Genomic DNA, 18,483 nt, shown 5'->3' with positions numbered 1-18,483 from the left:
GGCGGCAGGGACATCCGGGTCAGGCATCCTGTTGGGAAAGGGGACCCTGCCGGCCCGTGAGGGCTTTGGCCAGGGAACGGAACTGGCGTCGGCACCATAGGCCGAAGCGGTCGAGATACAGATAGACGACAGGAGTGGTGTAGAGCGTGAGCGCCTGGCTGACGACCAGTCCGCCGACGATGGAGATGCCCAGCGGGCGGCGCAGTTCCGAACCATAGCCGTGACCCAGGATCAGCGGCAGGGCCCCGAAGGCCGCCGCCAGCGTTGTCATCATGATCGGCCGGAAGCGCAGCAGGCACGCGCTGTGGATGGCCTGTGCCGCCGGCTGGCCTTCGCGTTCGGCCGCGATTGCGAAATCGACCAGCATGATGGCATTTTTCTTCACGATGCCGATCAGCAGGATCACCCCGATCATCGCGATCAGCGAGAAATCCTCGCCGGCGAGATCCAGAGCCAACAGCGCGCCGACGCCGGCCGAGGGCAGGGTGGAGAGGATGGTCAGCGGGTGGACATAGCTTTCGTACAGCATGCCCAGCACCATATAGACCGCCGCCAGCGCGGCCAGGATCAGCAGTGGTTCGTTATTGACCGATTTCTGAAGCTGGCCGGCATTGCCCGCAAAGCTGCCATGAATGGTCGTGGGCACATGCAGGCGCACTATTTCGGCGCTCACGATCTGTGTCCCGCGCTCCAGCGGCACGCCGGTCGCGAGATTGAAGGACACCGTGGCGGCGACCGACTGGCCCTGGTGGTTGACCGAGAGCGGCGTGAGCTGCGGGGCGACGGTGGAGACGATGCCGAGCGGCACCATGGTTTCGGAATTGGTCGAAACCGCCGAACCGTTGGAAGCCGAGCTGCCGCCTGCCAGGCTGTTGGCGATCTGGTTGCGGAAGGACTGGCTGCTGAGGCTGCCGGCCTGACTGGTGGTGCTGGTTGCGGCCGAGACCCGGATGGTGTTCGCGCGGGTACCGCCACCGGCCGAGCCGCCGGCGGTGCTGACCCAGACCTGCTGGAGGCTGGCGGTGTCTTTCCAGAATCGGGGTTCGACCTCCATCACCACGCGATACTGGTTGAGCGCGTTATGGATGACCGAGGCCGCGCGCTGGCCATAGGCATCGAACAGCGTGTTGGCCACCAGCTGCGGCGTGATCATGGTACGGGCCGAGGTTTCGCGGTCCAGCGCCACGTTGAGGGCTGAACCGCCCTGCTGCACGTCCGACGAGACGTCGGTCAACTGCGGGTATTTCTGGAGGGCGGCCACCAGCTTGGGGGTCCACTCATACAGGTCGGTCGGTGAGTCGGATTGCAGCGTGTACTGATAGGCGGCGTTGGATTGCCGGGCGCCCATGCGCAGCGTGCCAGGGGCCATGGCGTAGAAATGCGCGCCCACCATGTTCCGCAGTCGCTCGCCGATGCGCATGATGGTGGTGCTGGGCGGGCCGTCGCGCTGGGACTTGTCCTTCAGCACCACGAACATGTTGGCCTGGTTGGACGAGCCGCGACCGCCGGTGAAGCCGGTGATGCTGACGACGTCGCGGTCGGACAGAACGGCCTTCTGGACCTCGTCGATCTTGCCGACCATGGCTTGGAACGAGATCGACTGGTCGCCCTGAAGATGGCCCATCAGCATGCCGGTATCGCTGTCGGGGAAGAAGCCCTTGGGCATGTGGATGAACAGCGCCACCATGAGGACGACGGTGCAGGGCAGCGACAGCAGCACGAGGCGCGGATGGGCCAGCGCCGCGTCCAGCGTCTGCGCGTACCCCCGCTGCATGGCGTGCAGCATGCGCTCCAGCATTGCCGAGATGCGAGCCCACGGGCCGGTTTGGGGTGGTGCGATGTGGGCGGGCAGGAACAGCGCCGCCATCATCGGGGTGAGGGTCAGCGACAGGACCATCGAGATGAGGATCGTCACCGACATCGTCATCGCGAATTCGTGGAACAGGCGGCCCGCGACGCCGCCCAGCAGCAGGATGGGAAGGAAGACGGCGATCAGTGACATGGTGATCGAGAAGACGGTGAAGGCGACTTCCTGCGCACCGAGCAGCGTGGCCTCGAGCCGGCCTTTGCCGTCTTCGAGATAGCGACTGATATTTTCGATCACCACGATGGCGTCGTCGACCACGAAGCCGGTGGAGACGGTGAGCGCCATCAGCGACAGGTTGTCCAGCGAATAGCCCAGGAGTTGCATGGCTCCGAACGTGGCGATGATCGAGGTAGGGACCACGACCGCCGGGATCAGCGTGGTTCGGCCCGAGCGCAGGAAGACCAGCACCACCAGCACCACCAGCACCACCGATATGACCAGCGTATATTGGGTGTCGGCCAGTGCGGCGCGGATGGTCACCGATCGGTCGAGGACGCTGTGCAGTTCGACCGTTGGTGGCAGGGCCGCGCGCAGGGCTGGGATTTCGGCCTTGATCTGGTCGATGGTGCGAATCACGTTGGCGCCCGACTGGGCGAAGATGATGGCCAGTACCGCCGGCTGGCGGTTGTAGTAGCCGGCATTGCGCAGGTCTTCGACGCCGTCATTGACCTGGGCGACATCCGCCAGACGTACCGGCCGGCCGGATCGGTAGGCGATGATCAGATCGCGATAGGCCTGGGCGTTTCGGGCCTGATCGTTGGTGTCCAGCGTGTAGCGGGTGCCCTGATGGTCGATGAAGCCCTTGGGGGTATTGGCGTTGGCCGAGGCCAGCGCGGCGCGGACGTCCTCGAACCCGATCCCGAATTTGTAGAGGGGCAGCGGGTTCATCTCGACGCGCACTGCCGGGAGCGAACTGCCGCCGACCTCGACCTCGCCCACGCCGCGGATCTGCGAGAGATGCTGCTGCAGGACGTGGGAGGTGAGGTCGTAGAGCTGGGACATCGTGCGCGTCTTCGATGTCAGGGCCAGGATCATGATCGGCGCGCCGTTGGGGTTCGCCTTGAAGTAGCTGGGGTTCTGGCGCAGCGACGACGGTAGGTCGGCCCGGGCGGCCTGAAGGGCGGCCTCCACATCGCGGGCGGCCCCGTTGATGTCGCGGTTGAGCGCGAATTGCAGGGTGATCCGGGCCTGGTTTTGCGTCGACTGGGACGTCATTTCCGTCAGGTCGGCGATGGCGCCGAGGCGCCGCTCCAGCGGGGCGGCGACGGAGCTCGCGATTTCCTCCGGCGACCCACCGGCCTGGCGCGCCTGGACCTGGATCACCGGGAAATCGACATTCGGCAGGTCGGCGACCGGAAGTGCTCGATAGCCGATGATGCCCGCGATCAGCAGCGCGATCGTCAGCAATGTCGTGGCGACGGGCCGGAGGACGAAGAGCCGGACCGGATTCATGTTGCGGTCTGGTGCGGCGGAACGTCACGGGCCGGCGCGGTTGTCGCCCCGAAGCGGCGCCGCAGGTTCAGGCTGATCCGGTCCATCAGGAGATAGATGACCGGGGTGGTGAACAGGGTCAGCAACTGGCTGAGCAGCAGGCCGCCGACGATGGCGATGCCCAGCGGGCGGCGCAGTTCCGAGCCGGTGCCGGTGCCGATGACCATCGGCATCGCACCGAGCATGGCGGCCAGCGTCGTCATCAGGATCGGCCGGAAACGCAGCAGGGCGGCGTGATGGATGGCCTGGACGGGCGGCATGCCTTCGATCCGCTCTGCTTCCAGCGCGAAATCGATCATCATGATGGCGTTCTTCTTCACGATGCCGATCAGCAGGACCAGGCCGATGATGCCCATGACGCCGAGGCCGGCACCGCTGAGTTGCAGGGCCAGCAGGGCGCCGACACCCGCCGACGGCAGGGTGGAGAGGATGGTGATGGGGTGGATGAAGCTCTCATACAGAATGCCAAGCACGATATAGACCGCGACCAGGGCGGCCAGCACCAGCCACATCTCGTTGCCCAGACTGTTGCGGAACGCGGCCGCCGTACCCTGGAACGAGGTCTGGAAGCTGGCGGGCAGGTGCAGCGTGCTTTCCACCCGCTCGATCGCATCCGTCGCCTCACCCAGCGAATAGCCGGGCGCGACGTTGAACGAGATCGTGGTCGCCGGGAACTGGCCGACATGAGTGATCAGCAGCGGCGCGGTGCTGCGGGTGACGGTGGTGACCGTACGCATCGGCACCAGGCCCGAAGTCGGCGCGCGGGTCGGGCCGGAGGTGCTGCTGCCCGAATTGCCGCTGATGCCGGGCAGGTACAGCTTGTCGAGTGACGCGAGGTCTTTCTGGAAGACCGGATCGGCCTCCAGGATCACGCGGTACTGGTTGGACTGCGTGTAGATGGTCGAGATCTGGCGCTGGCCGAAGGAATCATACAGCACGTTGTCGATCGTCTGCGGGGTGATCGAGTACCGTGCGCCGGTGGTGCGGTCGAGGGTGACATGGGCGACGAGTCCCTCGGCCTGGAGGTCCGACGTGACGTCGGCCAGGGCCGGTTCCTGGCGCAGGGCGGCAATGACCTTGGGCACCCAGGTGCGGAACTGGTCGTAATCGGGATTTTCCAGCAGGAACTGGTACTGGGTCGCGGACACAGTCGTGTCCAGCGACAGGTCCTGCACCGGCTGGAGATACAGGCTGGCACCGGGGATGTCGGCCGTCTCCTGCTGGATGCGGGTTGCGATCTGGGAGGCGGTCTCCGACCGGTCGTCATGCGGGCGCAGGTTGATCAGGAACCGCCCCTGGTTCAGTGTCACGTTCTGCCCGTCGACGCCTATGAAGGATGACAGGCTGACGACATCCTTGTCCTGCAGGATGCGCCGGCCGAGTTCCTGCTGGTGGGCCGCCATCGCATCGAAGGACGTGGATTGCGCCATGACCGAGATGCCTTGGATTACCCCGGTATCCTGCACCGGGAAGAATCCTTTGGGGATCGACCAGGCCAGCAGGCCGGTCAGGCCCATCGTGGCAACGAAGATGGCCAGGGTCAGCTTCTGGTGGCGCAGCACGACCGTCAGCGCGCGGCCGTAGGCGGCGATCACCGCTTCGGTCCAGCGCTCGACGGCGGCCGACCAGCCCCGCGCGTCCGGTCCGTGCGGGCGCTCACTGAGCAGCCGGGCGCACATCATCGGCACCAGCGTCAGCGAGACCACGGCGGAGAGGACGATCGTGACCGACAGCGTGATGGCGAATTCGTGGAACAGGCGGCCCACCACGTCGCCCATGAACAGCAGCGGGATCAGCACCGCGATCAGCGAGACGGTCAGGGAGATGATGGTGAAGCCGATTTCGCCGGCGCCCTTGAGCGAAGCCGTCATCCGGTCGTCGCCCATTTCGATGTAGCGGGCGATGTTCTCGATCATCACGATGGCGTCGTCGACCACGAAGCCGGTCGCGATGGTCAGCGACATCAGCGACAGGTTGTCGAGCGAGAACCCCATCAGATACATGATCGCCAGCGTGCCGATCAGCGACAGCGGAACTGACAGGCTGGGGATGATCGTGGCCGGCACGTTACGCAGGAAGACGAAGATCACGGCCACCACCAGCGCCATCGCCAGCACCAGTTCGAACTCGACGTCGGCAACCGAGGCGCGGATGGTGGTCGTGCGGTCGGTCAGCGGCGTGATGGTGATGCCCGGCGGCAGCGCCTGCCGCAATTGCGGCAGGGCGTATTTGATATTGTCGACCACCGAGATGACGTTGGCACCCGGCTGGCGCTGCACGTTCAGGATCAGGGCAGGCGTGGTGTTCGACCAGGCGGCGAGCTGGGTGTTTTCGGCCCCCTGGACGACGGTGGCGACGTCGCGGATGCGGATCGGGCCGCCGTTCTGGTAGGCGATGACCTGATTGAGCAACTGGTCGACGCTGGCGATCTGCCCGTCGACCCGCAGGGTGGAAGCCCGCTGCGCGCCGTCGAACGTGCCGGTGGGCGAATTGACGTTGACGTTGCCGATCGTGGTGCGCAGCGTGTCCATGTCCACGCCGAACGATGTCAGCTTGGGCACGTTGACGCGCACGCGGATCGCCTTGCGGTTGCCGCCCGACAGCGTGACCAGGCCAACGCCCGAGATCTGGCTGATCTTCTGGGCGAGACGGGTATAGACATAATCCTCGACCTCGGTCAGCGGCATCGTCTTCGAGGTGATGCCCAGCGTCAGCACCGGGGTGTCGGCCGGGTTGACCTTGGCATAGATCGGCGGCGCCGGCAGATCGGTGGGCAGCAGCATCTGCGCCTGGTTGATCGCTGCCTGGACTTCCTGCTCCGCCACGTCCATCGACATGGTCAGGCCGAACCGCAGCGTGACGATCGAGGCACCGCCGGAGGATTGCGATGTCATCTGGTCCAGGCCCGGCATCTGGCCGAACTGGGTTTCCAGCGGCGCGGTCACCGACGTCGCCATGACGTCTGGCCCGGCGCCGGGATAGAAGGTCTGGACCGTGATGGTCGGGTATTCGACCTGCGGCAGCGCCGAGACCGGCAGGAAATGATAACCCAGCAGACCCGCCAGCATGATGGCGAGCATCAGCAGCGTCGTGGCGACCGGGCGTTCGATAAACAGGCGGGACGGATTCACGCACGGCTCTCCGGCTGAAGGCGACGGACCTGGTGTCGGGCCGGGATCATTGATGGGGTTGTCCGCCGGATGTGCCGCCGGAGGTGCTGTCAGTGGTGCCGCCGGTCGTGCTGCCGGTCATGTCGCCCTGTCCGCTCGCATTGTGGCGGCGGTGGCGATGCCCCTGTCCTGCCGCCGGGGTGACAGCATCGCCGGGGGCGGCGGTGCTGTCGGTTGCGCTCGGGATTGTAACCTTGGCGCCGGCACGCAGATGGTCGGTGCCGTCGGTCACGACCGATTCTCCCTCCTTGAGCCCGCTGGTCACCACCACGCTGTCCCCATGCGACGTGCCGGTCGCGATGTCGCGGACCTCGACGGTGTTGTCCGACTTGACGACATAGACGAACGATCCGCTCGGCCCGGTCTGCACCGCGTTGGCGGGGAGCAGCAGCACGTCATGCTCGGTATTGACCAGCAGGTGCGCATTGACGAACTGGTTCGGGAAAAGGGTTTCGTCCTGATTGGGGAAGATCGAACGCAGCTTGACCGTGCCTGTCGCGGTGTCGATCTGGCTGTCCAGCACGCTGACGGCACCATCGGCCAGCTTGCGCGTGTTGGTGCTGTCCCACGCTTCGACCGGCAGGGAGACGCCGCTGCGCAGCCGCTCGGCCACCCGGCCCAGTTCGGTCTCGGGTAGGGTGAAGATCACGGAGATCGGCTGCATCTGGGTCAGGATGACCAGGCCGTTGGTCTGGCCGGCGGTGATGTAGTTGCCCATGTCCACCTGGCGGATGCCGACACGGCCGTCCACCGGGGCAATGACGTGGCAATAAATGATCTGGAGCTTTTCGTTGTCGACCTGAGCCTGATCGACCTTCACCGTGCCTTCAAGCTGCGCGACCTTGTATTGCTGGTCGACGGCCGTCTGGGCCGCGATGCTGTTCTGGCGGATCAGGCGCTGATAGCGGGCATTATCCACCCGAGCCTGCTCCAACTGGGCGATGTCGGAGGCGAGTTGCCCTTGGTACTGGGCCAGCAGCACTTCGTAAGGCCGTGTGTCGATCAGCGCCAGGAGGTCGCCTTTTTTGACGTGCTGGCCCTCGGTGAACAGCACCTGCATCAAGTAGCCGTCGACGCGCGACTGAACTGTGACGTTGGTGATCGGGATCACCGTGCCCAGTTCGGTCAGTTCCACCGGCATATCGCCTTTGTGCACGACGGCAACCGCCACCGGTTGGACATCCGCCGCCATCTGGTGAGCATGCCGTCCGCCACCGCTCTGGCCGTGCGGCCTCAGAAAGGCCGCCGCAATCACGGCGGCACCCACCAGCGCCGTGCCCCACAGCAGTAAACGGCGGCGCGATTTCTTCCCGGCGCTGCCCTGCCGGCCGCGCCCCGTCGATTGCTGCGCAGGCGCGTCGGATGGGTCCAGAGTCGGTTTGTCCATGGTCCTCAGGTCTTCCTCAATCCAATGACGTCGGGCACGCCGAAGGCGTGCGATTTGTTGGGGCAGTGTTAGCAGCTACGCGAAAAAAGATGCCTAAATCCTTGCTTAGGAAACTGTCTAGAAATGTAACAATTTTTGTCGTTCGCCAACTGGCTGTCATGCGTTTTCACCGAATGCCATCAACTATTCCATTAGTGGCGGGATCTGGGCGCCCGCGATAGCGTGCCATCCGGTCCGGATGATCCGGTCCGCCCGGGGGCGGCATGCGCAACCGGGGCGTATTCGATCCGTTTCCATAGAACCGGCCCGTGCGGGTTGGTCCGTTTGGAGGAGAAAAAAGGCATGACGGAATCCGGTAACGACACATTCGTCGAGAAGGTGAAGGGCACGATCGAGGAAGGGACCGGTCGCCTGAAGGATGCGGCTGGTGGCCTGACGGGTGATCTGGGCATGCAGGCGGAGGGTAAAGTCGATCAATTGAGCGGCATGGCCCGCCGCGAGTTCGCCGAGCTTTATGAAGAGGGCGAGGGTAAGGTGGAGAAGGCGGTGCTGTTCGTGCAGGACCGGCCCCTCCTGTCGGTGGCGGTTGCGGCCGTGGTCGGGCTTCTGGCCGGCCTGATTCTGCTCCCGCGGCGGACATCGAAGGGCTGAAATTTCCGTGGCCCGAGTCCCTGGCGGAAGAAGTTTTTTCCGTTTGAAAGGACTCGGCATGGAATCAGTATCTTGCGCAACATGACGTAAAGATGGTTTCCATCCCTTCAGGACGTGATTCGGTGTGCGAATCGGGCGACAGGCGCCCGGCTCGGCCCGGTTCGGGATGGGGTGAATGCCGGATTACACGCGCGAAGCGCAGCATGGCGGCCGGGTTGCCGGGGTGGATGAGGTGGGTCGTGGCCCGCTGGCGGGTCCGGTTGTCGCGGCCGCGGTGATCTTTGATGGCGGCGTACCGGCCCAACTGGCCATCCTGCTGGATGATTCAAAGAAGCTGTCTGCCGTGGCGCGGCGTCGTGCCTATGTTGCGCTGCGTGGCGCCCGTGGGGTGCATATTGCGGTTGCCGCGGCTTCGGTCGCTGAAATCGCGCGCCTGAATATCCTGCATGCCGCCTTTCTGGCGATGCGGCGCGCTGTCGCACGCCTGTCCGTGCGGCCGGAACTGGTGCTGGTGGACGGAAATGCCGCCCCCGATTTCGGGTGCCCGACGGAATGCGTGGTGGGTGGCGATGGTGAAAGCCTGTCCATCGCGGCGGCGTCGATCGTGGCCAAGGTTGTGCGTGACCGGCTGATGGAGCGGCTCGCCGTCCGCTGGCCTGCCTACGGATGGGAGCGCAACGCCGGTTACGGCACTGCCCAGCATCGGGCGGCGCTTTGTGACGTCGGTAAGACCCCGCATCATCGGGAGGCGTTCGGCTTGGTCCGACAATTGTCGCTTGGCTTGCCCGCCGACGGCCGCCCCGCGGCCTGGGGTGTGTCATGAGCGGCGCGGTTATGATGGAATTGCCCCTTGATCAGATTCTGCGTGGCGATTGCATCGAACTGATGCAGACTCTGCCGAGCGGGTCGATCGACTGTATTTTTGCCGACCCGCCGTACAACCTTCAGTTGCGTGGTGAACTACGCCGCCCCGATGACAGCATTGTGGACGGGGTGGATGATGACTGGGACAAATTCAGCGATCTTGCGGAATATGACCGGTTTACCCGTGCCTGGCTGGGCGAGGCCCGCCGCCTGCTGCGCAAGGACGGCACGATCTGGGTGATCGGGTCGTATCACAACATATTCCGGATCGGCGCGATCCTCCAGGATCTGGGGTTCTGGATCCTGAATGACGTGATCTGGCGCAAGTCGAACCCGATGCCGAATTTCCGGGGGCGGCGCTTCACCAATGCTCATGAGACGCTGATCTGGGCCGCGCGGGGTGCCGACAGCCGCTATCGCTTCAACTACCAGGCGATGAAGGCGCTGAACGACGACGTGCAGATGCGCTCGGACTGGTATCTGCCGCTCTGCACGGGGGGAGAGCGGCTGCGCAATGCCCATGGCCTGAAGCTGCACCCGACGCAGAAGCCCGAAAGTCTGCTGCACCGAGTGCTGGTCGCTTCGACCAATGTGGACGACATCATTCTCGATCCGTTCGCCGGCACGGGCACGACGACGGCTATGGCGCGGCGGTTGCGCCGCCGCTTCATCGGGATCGAACGTCATCCGGATTATGCGGAAGCCGCAATCGGTCGTGCCCGGCGCGAGCGCCCGGTGCCTCTGGACAGCGTGCTGACCACACCTGCCCGCCGCGAGGCACCGCGCGTGCCGTTCGGTAGCCTGGTCGAACGTGGACTGCTGCCGGCCGGAACGATGGTCTATGATCGTCATCAGCGCGTGTCGGCCACCGTTGCGCCTGACGGCACGCTGGTCAGCGGTACGCAGCGCGGATCGATCCATAAGCTGGGGGCGTTATTAACCAATGCCCCATCCTGCAATGGATGGACCTTCTGGCACCTGATGCGCGAGGGGCAGATGGTTCCGCTGGACATCTTGCGAAGCGAAATCCTGTCACAGGACAGCGCAGCCAGTTAGAACCCATCCTGTTTGAATGCGTGCATTCAAACAGGATGTTCGTAAAAACAACAAACGAGCACGTTCCGGAACACCGGTCAGTGAAGCGATGTTTCCGTTCGGATTTGTCGCTCGGAACGGGTGGGCAGCCTCACGAAATGGATTGTCAGCCACCGCCGAAACCGAGGAACCCGATTTCGGGCCGAGGCGTGCCGTTGTCTCGGGGGGCGGTACGGCTTGTCGCCATCATGACGCCCGATCGGGATCCATGGCTGGTGCCATCGATGGTCAGGTGGCCGCTGCCATTATGCATCGTGATGCCGGAATGGGTCGTCGAAGCCGCGATGACGTGCTCGTCATCGAGCGTGCGGAGCGACAGCAGCAGGAAGGTAATGTCGTTGCGGTTCAGGTCGATTGCCATGTCCAGAGGCGTCTGGCCCAGCACGTTGTGGCCTTCCATGTCGGCACCACGGTTCAGGGCTTCCTTGGCCGCGCCAAGGCTGCCGCGATTGATGGCGTCGAACAGGGCCGCGGTGGGATTCAGGTCGCCATTCGCATGACCGCCAATCTCTTCGTTCGACTCGGCGCCGGGCAGGGCGGCCGGTGGGGCTGAGGCGCGTGCGGCGCGACGGGCTTCGGCCTGCTTCGCCGCATCGGCAGCATCGGCTTCTGCCTCATCGTCATCCGATTGGGCACAGGCGAAATGCATCGGAGCCATGATTGCCGCGCTGCCGGTCAGCAGTGCGAGAAAGAGAAGGCGGATACCTGTTCTGATAATCATTATTCGTCTCAGTAACATTCGTCTCGATGACAGGCGCGACCTGTTCGGGGCGGATGCGAACCGTCCGATATGGACCGGCCTGCCGGACGCGGACCCGGCCCCCTTTCATAGTCCAGATCGGGCTGAGATGCGATGGAAATCGCTGGATCGTGAGACACGGCGCCTTTTGGAGAGGATGATGCAAGCCGGCGGACCGGGGTGCAGCACTCTCTTTCAGCGGCCTTCGCGCCACCAGCCGGTCAGCAGAAGCATTGCGGCCAGCGCCAGTACCAGCCATGCGGGGAGAAGCGGGCTGGCGGTGCGACCGGTGACCAGCCGGGCATCGCGTTGCGGAAAGCCCATCCAGTCCGGTCCTGACACGCGGCCTGAGGCCGGGGCGCGCAGTGCGGGCAGGTGGAGATTGGCAGGGTCGTCGCCCAGCCAGTAGATGCCGCCGCCCGTCTGGCCGGCGAGGGGGGCCGTGACGCTTGCCGTGGCACGCAGGTCCGACCATTCCACCGGATCGTCCTGGGCCGGAGCGGCGAAAGCGCGGTGCGTGCCATCATCGGCCATCCAGATGCCCTGCTGGGTCGCGGGCGCATCGGCCTGGGAGAGGCCGATGCCGGTGGTATGCAGGGGTATCTGGCGGGTGGTGCCGTCGGGCGCGGTGATTGTGACCGCGTGCGGCGCGACGGGGGCTGCGGTGCGGCGGGTTACGACGATCCGGTCATTGGCGATGGTGGCCGTCAGCTGTTCTTCTTCCAGTTCCGGTTCTTTCATCAGCCAGTGCGAGACGTGCCGCAGCAGTTCGGATTGCGGACCGCCGCCACCCTCGCCGTGCGACCACAGCCAGATCTGGTCCGACAGCAGGAAAGCAACGCGGCCGCGGTCCACCCGGTCCAGAACCAGCAGCGGTGTATGGGCCGGACCGTCCATCAGGACCTGCCCGTGGACGGAATCTGTTCGCAATACACGGTACCATGGCCCCCAGTCGGCATCGTGCCCGTCCGGTGCGGTGCCGGCTCCGGGCAGCCCCGCCGTGACGGGATGGCGATGGCCGTCGGCCGTGAGGGCGGGGCGGAAGCGCTGTTCCACCAGCCCGCCTTCGGTTGGGACATGGGCCGGCAGGATGTCGCCCAGCGGCGTATCCTGCAGGGAGCCAGCCCCCAGGAATTCCGGGCCGCCAATCAGCAGCAATCCGCCGCCGTCACGCACATACTGGGCGATGTTTTCCAGATAGGTGCGCGGCAGGATGGCACGGTTCTCGAACCCGTCGAGGATGATCAGGTCGAACTGGCTGATTTTTTCCTGGAACAGTTCGCGCACCGGGAAGGCGATCAGCGCCAGGTCGGACAGCGGTGTGCCGTCATCCTTGTCGGGTGGGCGCAGGATGGTGAAATGCACCAGATCGACCGATGGGTCGGCCTTCAGCAGCCGGCGCCAGACCCGCTCACCCTGGTTGGGCGTGCCCGAGACCAGCAATACCCGCAGCCGGTCGCGGACTCCGTTGATCCGTACCACATCCTGGTTGTTGACGGTCGAGACTTCACCCTCAAGTGGCGAGACCGATAGCCCGACCAGCATCGGGCCGGGATGGGTGACGGGCAGGGTGATGTCCTGGGGCTGGCCGACGCGGACGGTTTTGTGCAGCGGAGGTTCGCCGCCGCGATCCAGTGTCAGGTCGACTTCCGTGCCGTTATCGGGGTGCGGGCCCAGATCGTCCACCTGCACCCGCAACGTGGCATTCTGGCCGACGATGGCATAAGGCGGCGCTTGGAGGATGCGCAGTCGGCGGTCGGTTTCCTCTCCCCGTCCGGTCAAGAGCACATGCAGCGGCAGGGTTGCGTGCCGGCCGCCGGAATCGGCGGGGCGCAGTCGTTCGGGCGGCTGCGGCGGGGTATCGTGGACTTGCCCGTCGGTCAGCAGGATCGCGCCCGCCAGCCGGGCCGGCGGGATGTCGGCCGCCGCCTGGTCGAGGGCTGCGAACAGGCGCGTGCCCTGGCCATGGCCGTCATGCACCGTGACGGTGCGTAGCGTCAGCCCCGGCACATGCGCGGCTTCGGCCTGGAGGCGTTCCGCCGCCTGATGGGCTACGGCGGCGCGTTGGCCTACGCTCATGGAGGAGGATTGATCAACGACCAGGATGGCGGTTTCGGGCAGGGCCTGCCCGGTCTCGCTGATGCGTTCGGGGCCGGATAGCCACAGCAGGACGATCGCTGCCGCCGCCGCGCGCCACAGCGTGCCGCGCGCCCGGCGTAGCAGCCCGGTCAGCAGGACAATCATGGCCAGAATTGCCAGCGTGTAGAGCAGCCAGGGGGGCAGTAGCGGAGAGAAGGACGTCATGTGCCGCAGGGTGGTCAGGTTGGGCATGGTCATTCCCCCAGCCGCCGCAGCAGGGCGGGAACGTGGACCTGGTCCGCCTTGTAATTACCCGTCAGGGCGTAGAGTACGGCATTGACGCCGAACCGGTAGGCCATGACGCGCTGGGTGCTGCCGTCCGGCACCGTGGCGTAGGGGGTGTCGCCCTGTGCATCGACGGCCCAGGCATGAGCCCAGTCGCTGGATCCGATGATGACCGGGCTGACGCCGTCATTCGCGCTGTCGCCCTCGCGCGCCACCCAGACCGGCAATCCGTCATAGCGGCCAGGAAAGCTGTGCAGCAGGTAGAATGTGTGGGCCAGGACGTGCTTGTCGGTCAGCCGGGTAAGGGGGGGGACGTCCAGCCCCCTGGTCATGCGCCGCAGTGCCGCCGCCGTGCCGGGGGCCTGGGCGGCGAAGCCGGCACCGGAGGGGCTACCGGCGCCGGGCGCGGCGGGATCGACGCCCTGGCTGTCGATCAGCAGGATGCCGCCATGGCGCATATAAGCGTTCAGCGCCGCCGTGCGCGCGGGGTCGATCGTCGCGTCGGCCACCACCGGCCAATACAGCATCGGGTAGTAGGACAGGTCGTCGCGATCGGGCACCACCCCATCCGGGTGGCCCAGTACGGCGGAGGTCCGGGCGTTGGTGTAATCCGACAGACCTTGCAGCCCTTCACGCGAGACGGCGTCGATATCGGCGTGGCCGGTCTGGATATAGCCCAGCCTCGTTTCCAGTGCGGCGCCTGGTACGCCATCGGGGCGAGGATCGGCGCGGGCCGGGGACGACAGGGTGGCCAGCAGGATCGCGCCCGTCAGCGCTGCCTTTCGGCCTGACAGGCGGCCTGCCCGCAGCAGTAATGTCAGCATCGCGTCCAGCGCCAGCAGCAGCAGGGCGGCGGCGACCAGCCAGGGGCCGAGTGCGCGGTCGCGTGACTGGCCGCTCAACGTGACCTCGTGCCCGATGGTACTTTGGGCGGCGAGTGGTTCGATGACGTCGCCCAGATTCAAGGCCCGCCGACTGGAGCGCGGGCCATACAGGCCGGGCGGATGGGCGGCGGAGGTTGGTGTGGTGCCGAATGCATCGGATGGGAGAGCCCGCGCGGCCGGCGGGGGGGGGCTCAGGGTCGCGTCGGCATCCAGAGTCATGTAGGGCGCCAGCAGGCTGTGGTCGGCCGGGGCGTCGATACCGACCGAGCGTTCGGCCAGTCGGCGCAGCATATCGACGAACAGGCCCGATAGCGGCAGGTTGGACCATTCCGCCGTACTGGTGACATGGAACAGCACCACCTCGCCCGCGCCCAGCGCGGCGTGGGTGACCAGCGGTGTGCCGTCGGTCAGACGCGCCCAGCTATGCGTGGCCAGGTCGGCTGCCGGGCGGGCCAGGACCTGACGGGATACCGTGACGTCGGCGGGAACCGCCAGTCCGTGGAACGGCGAATCATCGGGGAACGGAGCCAGATGTTCCGGCTTGCCCCAGGACATCGCACCACCCAGTTGGCGTTCGCCGTCCATCAGCGGGACGGGGAGCAGGGCATCGGGTAGCGGGGAAGATGCGGCGGGGTTGCCCGAATCCATCCCTGTGTCCGGGGCGGTCGGGTCGTGGTCCGGGCTACCGTTCAGCAACGGGCCGGCGAAGCGGATCAGCATACCGCCCTTGCGCACCCATTCGGTAACGATACGCCGGGTTTCGGGGCTGTCCAGCGCGCCGTCCGGTGCGATCAGGATCGAAAGCGGGCGCTTCAGCAGCGTGGGCACCGGGCCTTCGCGCAGTTCGGCGGTGGGGGAGAGGGCGCGGCGGAGATAGAACAACGTGCCCACCAGCGGCGTATCTGTGCCGGCGACGCCGATCAGCCCTACAGGACGGCGACGATCGCCCTCGTCCAGCAGGCGTACGCCGGCCGGGCCGGGCATGTCGCGCAGGACCAGTCGGCCGATCCGGTTACGCAGTTCCGCGGGTAATGCCACGCCGGCCGAGCCCTCCCGTGCGCCGGCCGCGACCGGCACCGGCACCAGCGACAGGACGCCGCCATCCATGGCCTCGGCGCGCACGGTCAACTGACGCGGATGGGGCAGGGGCAGGGTGCTGATGGCGACGTGCAATTGCTGGTCGCCATTGGCGGGGGCGGGTGTCAGGACCGCAATCGTTGCGTCGCGGTCGATCAGGGTCTGGATGGGACCGAGTGCGGTCAGCGCGGCGGCGAAGACCGGGTCGTCGGTGCTTGCCAGGCCGTCGGAGACATAGACCACGCGCCCGTGCCACCCGCCGGATGCCAGGTCGCGCAATGCGCGCGTGGCGGCGGCGCGGTCGATCGGCCAGGGCATGGGGCGCGTGGAATCCACCATGCCGCGCAACAGGGAGGGAGGTGTCGGCGCGCCGACGGAGGGCGCCTCGCCAGCTAGGCCCGGCGCGGTCGTCAGCAGGCGGACGGGATGCGTCGCACGGTCCAGCACGGCATCGATGGCGGCCAGTCGGCGGGACCAGTCGGGCACGGCGGCCCAGCCGTTGTCGAGGACGATGATCTGTTCGGCGCCCTGGCCGCCGGGTGCCGGCTGGCCGGCCCGGTCCTGGCGCAGCACCGGACCGGCCAGCCCGACGATGAGCGCCGCGAGCGCCACGCAGCGCAGCAGCAGCAGCCAGAGCGGGGCGGTGGTTGCTTGCGTGACCCGTGCGCGCAAGCCGCGCAGCAACATGATGGCGGGGAAGGAGCGGCGCTGGGGCGGCGGCGGCAATGTGCGCAGCAGCAGCCACAGCACCGGCAGGATGGCCAGCGCCGCCAGTAGCCAGGGAAGCTGGAAGATCATGGGCGCTCTCCCCGCCCGGACAGGGCGGCGTGCAGGGCCAGGAGGGCCTCTTCGGGCCGGTGGTCGGTTGCATGGCGGATCAGGAGATGACCGTTGACGCGGCAGAGTTCCGCCAGGTCGGCCTGATGGCGGGCATAGGCCTCGCGATAGGCGCCGCGTATCTGTTCGACGCCGGGGAGCGTCAGCGTTTCCTCGCCTTCCAGGCCCGAAAAGCGGATATGTCCCGCGTAAGGCAGTTCGGCTTCCGCCGGGTCATTGACCAGAAGGAGCATGGCGTGGGCCGGGCGGGCCGTCAGGCCGCGCAGCAATGTCGCCATGGCCGGCAGCCCGCATAGCCCGTCGCCGATCAGGACGACCCTGGCATGCCGGGGGACCTGCTGCGGATGGGGCAGGCCGGTATCTTCCGGGTCATGGTCCAAGGTGCGCATCAGGGCTACGGCCAGCCGGTCCAGCGCCGCCCGTCCGCCGGGGGGGATATCGACCGGTTCGCCCGGCGTGAGCAGGCGTACCCGTTCGCCCTGGCGTAGCAGGAGCGCGCCCAGCGCGAGGGTAAGCAGGATGGCGCAGTCCGATTTCAGCGGCAGCGTCGGCATGGAACGCCAGCGCATCGAGGCGCTGGGATCGCACCACAGGCAGACGGTCTGCGCGGCCTCCGCTTCGGTTTCGCGGACATAGGCCCGGCTGCTGCGTGCGGATTGCCGCCAGTCGATGCGCGTGATCGGCTCGCCGGGCTGGGCGGGGCGGAACTGCCAGAAATCCTCGCCCGGACCGGCCTGGCGCCGTCCATGGTGGCCGGCCGCGACGGTGGCGGCGATGCGCTGGGCGGACAGGATCAGCGCCGGCATGCGCGCGGCCAGGTTTTCCGCCGCCGCCAGCGGGACGGCGGTCTGAGTCAGGCCGGCATCGGGCGTATCCGTCATCGGGACGTGCCGCGCCAATGCGCGGCGCAGGAAGGCGGCCGCGCGGCCGGGCAGGGAAGGGGGCCGCGTCATCGCGACGCTCAGTCCAGCGTGCGGAGCAGGCCGTCGATCAGGTCCGGCAGGCGCCGGTTCTCGGCCCGGGCGGTGAAGGTGAGGGACATGCGGTGCGCCAGGACCGGCTGGGCGAGGGCCGCGATGTCGTCGATGCTGGGGGACAGGCGGCCGTCGAGCAGGGCGCGGGCGCGGGTGGCCAGCATCAGCGCCTGCGCGGCGCGGGGGCCGGGGCCCCAGGCCACGGAGTCGCGGATGGTGGCGTCCTGCGTGGTTTCCGGCCGGGCGGAGCGGACCAGCCGCACGATGGAATCCACCACCCGGTCGCCGACCGGCAGGGCGCGGACCAGGCGCTGGGCCTCGATCAGGTCGCGGTCGGTCAGGACCGGACGGGGCACGATGTCCTGGCTGCCGGTGGTGGCCAGCAGCATCGCGCGCTCGGCGGTCTCATCGGGGAAACCGAGGGGGATCTGGAGCATGAAACGGTCGAGCTGGGCCTCGGGGAGTGGGTAGGTGCCTTCCTGTTCGATGGGATTCTGGGTGGCAAGGACGTGGAACGGGGTGGGTAATGTGTGGTCGGTGCCGGCGATGGCGACCCGGTGTTCCTGCATGGCCTGCAACAGGGCGGACTGGGTGCGGGGGCTGGCGCGGTTGATTTCGTCGGCCATCAGCAGCTGGCAGAAGACGGGGCCGGGTACGAAGCGGAAGCTGCGGCGGCCGTGTTCGTCTTCGTCGAGGATTTCGCTGCCGGTGATGTCGGACGGCATCAGGTCGGGCGTGAACTGCACGCGCCGGGCGTCCAGGCCCAGTACCGTTCCCAATGTCGTGACCAGCAGGGTCTTGCCCAGCCCCGGCGCGCCGACCAGCAGCGTGTGGCCGCCGGCCAGGATGCTGGTCAGCGTCTGGTCGATGACCGTGCGCTGGCCGTGGATGACGCGGCCGATTTCGGCCCGGGCCGCCCGCAGCAGACTGCCCAGGCGTTCGGCCTGTGCGAGGTCGGCGGTGGCGTTCGGGGCCGAGAAAGGGGGCAGGCCCGGCGCGGTGCCGGAGGCGGGGGGCAGGGCGTCCGATATCGTCATGCGCTCAATCTGACAGGTCTGGGGGTTTCATCAAGTCGGGGATGAT

The 18,483-nt window shown here is 66.8% G+C and carries 11 protein-coding genes; 3 read left to right on the top strand and 8 right to left on the bottom strand.

From position 1 onward, the window contains the following. Positions 1-19: 19 nt before the first annotated feature. Genes ABF821_RS10575 through ABF821_RS10565 form a run of 3 tightly spaced genes read right to left on the bottom strand, consistent with a single transcriptional unit; the run spans position 20 to position 7,915 of the window. Complete coding sequence (locus ABF821_RS10575; RefSeq protein WP_415529973.1) at positions 20-3,319, bottom strand: efflux RND transporter permease subunit; 3,300 nt, start codon at positions 3,317-3,319, stop codon at positions 20-22. Further along, the gene (locus ABF821_RS10570; RefSeq protein WP_182972251.1) at positions 3,316-6,489 is read right to left on the bottom strand and encodes an efflux RND transporter permease subunit; all 3,174 of its coding nucleotides are present in this window, start codon (positions 6,487-6,489) and stop codon (positions 3,316-3,318) included. Before ABF821_RS10570 ends, ABF821_RS10575 begins: the two co-directional genes overlap by 4 nt. Before the next feature lie 46 nt (positions 6,490-6,535). Beyond that, positions 6,536-7,915: an MdtA/MuxA family multidrug efflux RND transporter periplasmic adaptor subunit gene (locus ABF821_RS10565; protein WP_415529972.1), complete on the bottom strand. Its 1,380-nt coding sequence runs from the start codon at positions 7,913-7,915 to the stop codon at positions 6,536-6,538. A 342-nt stretch (positions 7,916-8,257) separates the two neighbouring features. Here ABF821_RS10565 and ABF821_RS10560 point away from each other — a divergent pair, with 342 nt between their 5' ends. The 3 genes from ABF821_RS10560 to ABF821_RS10550 all read left to right on the top strand — a co-directional run bounded on the left by ABF821_RS10560 (position 8,258) and on the right by ABF821_RS10550 (position 10,486). Next, on the top strand, positions 8,258-8,566 hold the full coding sequence (locus tag ABF821_RS10560; RefSeq protein ID WP_182972249.1) for a CsbD family protein: 309 nt from the start codon (positions 8,258-8,260) through the stop codon (positions 8,564-8,566). A gap of 175 nt (positions 8,567-8,741) precedes the next feature. Beyond that, the gene (locus ABF821_RS10555; RefSeq protein WP_415529971.1) at positions 8,742-9,389 is read left to right on the top strand and encodes a ribonuclease HII; all 648 of its coding nucleotides are present in this window, start codon (positions 8,742-8,744) and stop codon (positions 9,387-9,389) included. Beyond that, positions 9,386-10,486, top strand: a complete 1,101-nt coding sequence (locus ABF821_RS10550; protein ID WP_182972247.1) for a site-specific DNA-methyltransferase — start codon at positions 9,386-9,388, stop codon at positions 10,484-10,486. The genes ABF821_RS10555 and ABF821_RS10550 overlap by 4 nt, the downstream gene beginning before the upstream one ends. Before the next feature lie 145 nt (positions 10,487-10,631). Here ABF821_RS10550 and ABF821_RS10545 read toward each other — a convergent pair whose 3' ends face one another. From ABF821_RS10545 to ABF821_RS10525, 5 genes are all read right to left on the bottom strand, one after another. Further along, entirely contained in the window at positions 10,632-11,246 is a 615-nt protein-coding gene (locus ABF821_RS10545) for an ankyrin repeat domain-containing protein (protein WP_182972246.1), read from the bottom strand. 213 nt (positions 11,247-11,459) lie between these two features. After that, positions 11,460-13,595, bottom strand: a complete 2,136-nt coding sequence (locus ABF821_RS10540) for a VWA domain-containing protein (protein ID WP_415529975.1) — start codon at positions 13,593-13,595, stop codon at positions 11,460-11,462. 2 nt (positions 13,596-13,597) lie between these two features. Then, positions 13,598-16,387, bottom strand: a complete 2,790-nt coding sequence (locus ABF821_RS10535) for a DUF4159 domain-containing protein (protein WP_415529970.1) — start codon at positions 16,385-16,387, stop codon at positions 13,598-13,600. Further along, positions 16,384-17,379 carry a DUF58 domain-containing protein gene (locus ABF821_RS10530; RefSeq protein WP_415529969.1) on the bottom strand — a complete coding sequence of 332 codons (996 nt, stop codon included), beginning with the start codon at positions 17,377-17,379 and terminating at the stop codon, positions 16,384-16,386. The genes ABF821_RS10535 and ABF821_RS10530 overlap by 4 nt, the downstream gene beginning before the upstream one ends. Positions 17,380-17,387: 8 nt before the next feature. Then, the gene (locus tag ABF821_RS10525) at positions 17,388-18,437 is read right to left on the bottom strand and encodes an AAA family ATPase (protein WP_182972243.1); all 1,050 of its coding nucleotides are present in this window, start codon (positions 18,435-18,437) and stop codon (positions 17,388-17,390) included. Positions 18,438-18,483: the final 46 nt, after the last annotated feature.

It is taken from the genome of Gluconacetobacter sp. (assembly GCF_047721585.1).
In the GTDB taxonomy this organism is placed as follows: Bacteria; Pseudomonadota; Alphaproteobacteria; order Acetobacterales; family Acetobacteraceae; genus Gluconacetobacter; species Gluconacetobacter dulcium.
The sequence above is the reverse complement of the archived record's forward strand: the minus strand, read 5'-3'. Positions and strand labels throughout refer to the sequence as shown.